Origin of the sequence: Streptomyces sp. 549 (assembly GCF_030124175.1) — a bacterium.
Lineage (GTDB): Bacteria > Actinomycetota > Actinomycetes > Streptomycetales > Streptomycetaceae > Streptomyces.
Map to the genome: position 1 here is coordinate 1 of NZ_JASKMT010000058.1, position 4,226 is coordinate 4,226.

General features: G+C 69.6%; 4 protein-coding genes and 1 pseudogene. All 5 read left to right on the top strand.

Features of this window, described 5'->3' with window-relative positions; translation table 11 throughout:
* A partial coding sequence (locus tag QNO07_RS27390) for an oligopeptide/dipeptide ABC transporter ATP-binding protein (protein WP_349636882.1) occupies window positions 1–289 on the top strand: 289 nt, incomplete at its 5' end.
* 181 nt (window positions 290–470) lie between these two features.
* Window positions 471–2,102 carry a peptide ABC transporter substrate-binding protein gene (locus QNO07_RS27395; RefSeq protein ID WP_283995238.1) on the top strand — a complete coding sequence of 544 codons (1,632 nt, stop codon included), beginning with the start codon at window positions 471–473 and terminating at the stop codon, window positions 2,100–2,102.
* A 69-nt stretch (window positions 2,103–2,171) separates the two neighbouring features.
* A complete protein-coding gene (locus QNO07_RS27400; RefSeq protein WP_283995240.1) occupies window positions 2,172–3,095 on the top strand; it encodes an ABC transporter permease in 924 nt (307 codons plus the stop codon).
* The gene (locus tag QNO07_RS27405; protein ID WP_283995241.1) at window positions 3,088–4,086 is read left to right on the top strand and encodes an ABC transporter permease; all 999 of its coding nucleotides are present in this window, start codon (window positions 3,088–3,090) and stop codon (window positions 4,084–4,086) included. Before QNO07_RS27400 ends, QNO07_RS27405 begins: the two co-directional genes overlap by 8 nt.
* Window positions 4,083–4,226 (top strand): annotated as a pseudogene (locus QNO07_RS27410) (methionine ABC transporter ATP-binding protein); the annotation flags it as partial. The gene QNO07_RS27405 and the pseudogene QNO07_RS27410, both read left to right, overlap by 4 nt.

Here is a 4,226-nt window from a genome sequence, read left to right on the forward strand (position 1 = left end):
CGACCACCCCACGCACCCCTACACGCAGGCACTGCTCTCCGCGGTACCGGTGCCCGACCCGGAGAACCGGGAGCAGCGCGAACGCATCCTGCTCAGCGGCGACGTGCCCTCGCCGGCCAACCCGCCGTCGGGCTGCCGCTTCCGCACCCGCTGCTGGAAGGCGCAGGACAAGTGCGCCGAGGAGGTGCCGGTGCTGGCCGTCCCGCAGCGCTTCGCGGACGCCGAGGGCGGCGCGGCGCACGACTCGGCCTGCCACTTCGCCGAGGAGCGCGACGTCCTCCACGTCTGACGGACGGCCGGCGCCACCACCGGGACGGCCCGGGCCCCGCGAGGGTCCGGGCCGTCCCGCGTCCGGCATCCGGGGGGTTCTGGGCACCGAACCGCGCGGACGGGTGCCCGGTGCGTGCAGTGTGCGCATAAAGAGGTTCTTATGGGGTCAAAGTGATCTTTTGGCCCCAAGGAGGCACCTCATGCGCGGAGCCACGCGTGTCACCTGGGCCGTCGCATCGGCGACGGCCATCGCCCTGGTCGCCGGAGGATGCGGCGGCGGCAACGACAGCGGCGGTGGTTCCGGGGTGGTCCGCGCCTCATGGGGTGACCCGCAGAACCCGCTGGAGCCGGCCAACACCAACGAGGTGCAGGGCGGCAAGGTCCTCGACATGGCCTTCCGCGGCCTCAAGCGCTACAACCCGGAGACGGGCGCGGCCGAGGACGCCATGGCCGAGTCCATCGAGACCGACGACCAGCAGAACTTCACCGTCACGCTGAAGGAGGGCTGGACCTTCAACGACGGCACCCCGGTGACCGCGGAGTCCTTCGTGGACGCCTGGAACTACGGTGCGCTGCTGACCAACAACCAGGTCAACTCGTACTTCTTCCAGTTCATCGAGGGCTACGACGAGGTCCACCCGGCAGAGGAGGACGCCGACCCCACGGCCGAGACCATGTCGGGGCTCAAGGTCGTCGACGACCTCACCTTCACCGTCGCGCTCACCGAGAAGTTCTCGCTCTGGCCGGAGACGCTCGGCTACAACGCCTACGCGCCGCTGCCCAAGGTGTTCTTCGACGACCACGACGCCTGGCTGCGCAAGCCGGTCGGCAACGGCCCGTACCAGGTGGACTCCTACACCCGCGGCCAGTCGATGAAGCTCGTCCGGTACGACGACTACGCGGGTGAGGACAAGGCGAACAACGAGGGCGTGGAGCTGAAGGTCTACACCGACAACAACACCGCCTACACCGACCTCCAGGCCGGCAACCTCGACGTCATCGACGACGTGCCCGCCTCCCAGGTGCGCAACGCCGAACGCGACCTCGACGGCCGCTACATCAACCAGCCGGCCGGCATCATCCAGACCCTGTCGTTCCCGCTCTACCAGGACGACTGGAAGGGCGCCGACGCGGCGAAGGTCCGGCGCGGCATCTCCATGGCCATCAACCGCGAGGAGATCACCGACAAGATCTTCGCGGACACCCGCACCCCCGCCACCGACCTCACCTCCCCGGTGCTCGGTGAGGCGGGCGGTTACAAGGAGGGCCTGTGCGGTGACGCCTGCGAGTACGACCCCGAGGAGGCCAAGAAGCTGATCGAGGACGGCGGCGGCCTGCCGGGCGGGCGCATCACGCTCAGCTCCAATGTGGACACCGGCTCGCACCGGCAGTGGATGGACGCCGTCTGCAACAGCATCAACAACGTGATGGGCAGCAACCGGGCCTGCACGGTCGACCCGGTCAGCACCTTCGCGGAGTACCGCAAGCGCATCACCGGCGACCAGATGCGCGGCATGTTCCGGGCCGGCTGGCAGATGGACTACCCGCTGATCCAGAACTTCCTCCAGCCGCTGTACTACACCGACGCCTCCTCCAACGACACCGGCTACAGCAGCCCCCGGTTCGACCGCCTGGTCGACGAGGCGAACGCCGCGGACGAGGAGTCGGAGGCGATCGAGAAGTTCCAGCAGGCGCAGGAGGTGCTGTTCGAGGACCTGCCCGCACTGCCGCTGTGGTACCAGAACGGCAGCGCCGGCTACTCGGACCGCGTGGACAACGTCACGCTCAACCCGTTCTCCGTGCCGGTGTACACCGACATCGAGGTCAAGTGACCCCCGGCCGGGCGCCGCACCGCACGCGGCGCCCGGCCCGCTCCCGCTTTGTCACCCAAGGAGGCAGCAGTGGGTCACTACGTCGCCAGACGCCTGCTCCAGATGATCCCGGTGTTCATCGGCACCACCCTGCTCATCTTCGTCATGGTCCACGCCCTCGGTGACCCCGTCGCCGCGCTCTTCGGCGACCGCACCCCCGACCCCGCGACCGCCGCGCAGCTGCGGGCCGAGTTCAACCTCGACAAGCCGCTGTGGCAGCAGTACCTGCTCTACATGGGCAAGATCTTCACCGGTGACTTCGGCACCGCCTTCAACGGCCAGCCGGTCGTTGAGCTGCTGGCCAACGCACTGCCCATCTCCTTCCGGCTGATGCTGGTCGCCGTCGGCTTCGAGATCCTGCTCGGCATCACCCTCGGTGTGGTCTCCGGGCTGCGCAAGGGCGGCGGCATCGACTCCAGCGTGCTGCTGCTGAGCCTGGTCGTCATCGCCATCCCCACCTTCGTCACCGGTGTGCTCGCCCAGTTCCTGTTCGGCGTGAAGCTGGGCTGGGTCAGCCCCGCCGTCAGCCCCGAGGCGCCCTTCCGTGAACTCCTGCTGCCCGGGCTGATCCTCGCCCTGGTCTCGCTCGCCTACGTCACCCGGCTGACCCGGACCTCGGTCGCGGAGAACGTGCGCGCCGACTACGTGCGCACCGCCGTCGCCAAGGGGCTGCCGCGGCGCCGCGTCACCACCCGGCACCTGCTGCGGAACTCGCTGATCCCCGTCGTGACCTACCTGGGCACCGACGTCGGCAACCTGATGGCCGGCGCGCTGGTCACCGAGCGGATCTTCAACATCCAGGGCGTCGGCTACCAGCTGTTCCAGGGCGTACTGCGGCAGAACTCACCGACCGTGGTCGGCTTCGTGACCATCCTCGTCCTGGTCTTCCTGCTCGCCAACCTGCTCGTGGACCTGCTCTACGCCGTGCTCGACCCGAGGATCCGCTATGCCTGAGTCGTTCTCCGACCACACCCCGGGCGCCGCCGACTCCTCCCGCGCCATCGGCGGCGCCGGCGGCGCGATCGACCTCGCCACCGCCGAGGGCGAGTCCCTGGAGGGCGGCCCCGGCCCCGACGGGTCCGCCGCCGAGGGGCCGGCCCGCGGCCTGTGGTCCGACGCCTGGCACGACCTGCGCCGGCGGCCCGTCTTCATCGTCTCCGCCCTGCTGATCCTGTTCCTGGTGGCCATCTCGATCTGGCCAGGTCTGATCGCCACCCGCGACCCCCTGGACTGCCGGCTCGGCCGCTCCCTGGCCGGTCCCGCCCCCGGGTACTGGTTCGGCTTCGACACCCAGGGCTGCGACGTCTACACCCGCACCGTCCACGGCGCCCGGGCGTCCGTCACGGTCGGCGTGTGCGCCACGCTCGGGGTCGCGCTGCTGGGGACCGTCTTCGGCGGCCTCGCCGGGTTCTTCGGCGGCGCCTGGGACGCGCTGCTTTCACGGGTGACGGACATCTTCTTCGGCATCCCGCTGATCCTCGGCGCGCTCGTCTTCCTCGCCATGATCACGGTGGAGGGCGTGTGGCCGGTCGTCGGCGTCATCACGCTGCTGGCCTGGCCGCAGATCGCCCGCATCACCCGCGGCGCGGTGATCACCGCCAAGCAGAACGACTACGTGCAGGCGGCACGGGCGCTCGGCGCGAGCGGACCGCGGATGCTGCTGCGGCACATCATGCCCAACGCCATCGCACCGGTCATCGTCGTCGCCACCATCGCACTGGGCACCTACATCGCGCTGGAGGCGACCCTGAGCTTCCTCGGGGTCGGCCTCAGACCGCCCACCGTCTCCTGGGGCGTGGACATCTCCAACGCCTCCCAGGGCATGCAGTTCCGCAACGCCCCGCACATCCTGCTCTATCCGGCCGCCGCGCTCAGCATCACCGTGCTGGCGTTCATCATGCTCGGCGACGCGGTGCGCGACGCCCTCGACCCCAAGCTGCGCTGAGGGAGGCGACAACCGTGGACCGGTCAGACGAGCACCGGAACCCGTCCCAGGACCCGCCCCTGCTGGACGTACGGGATCTCCATGTGGAGTTCCACACCCGTGATGGTGTGGTGAAGGCTGTGAACGGGGTGGACTACTCG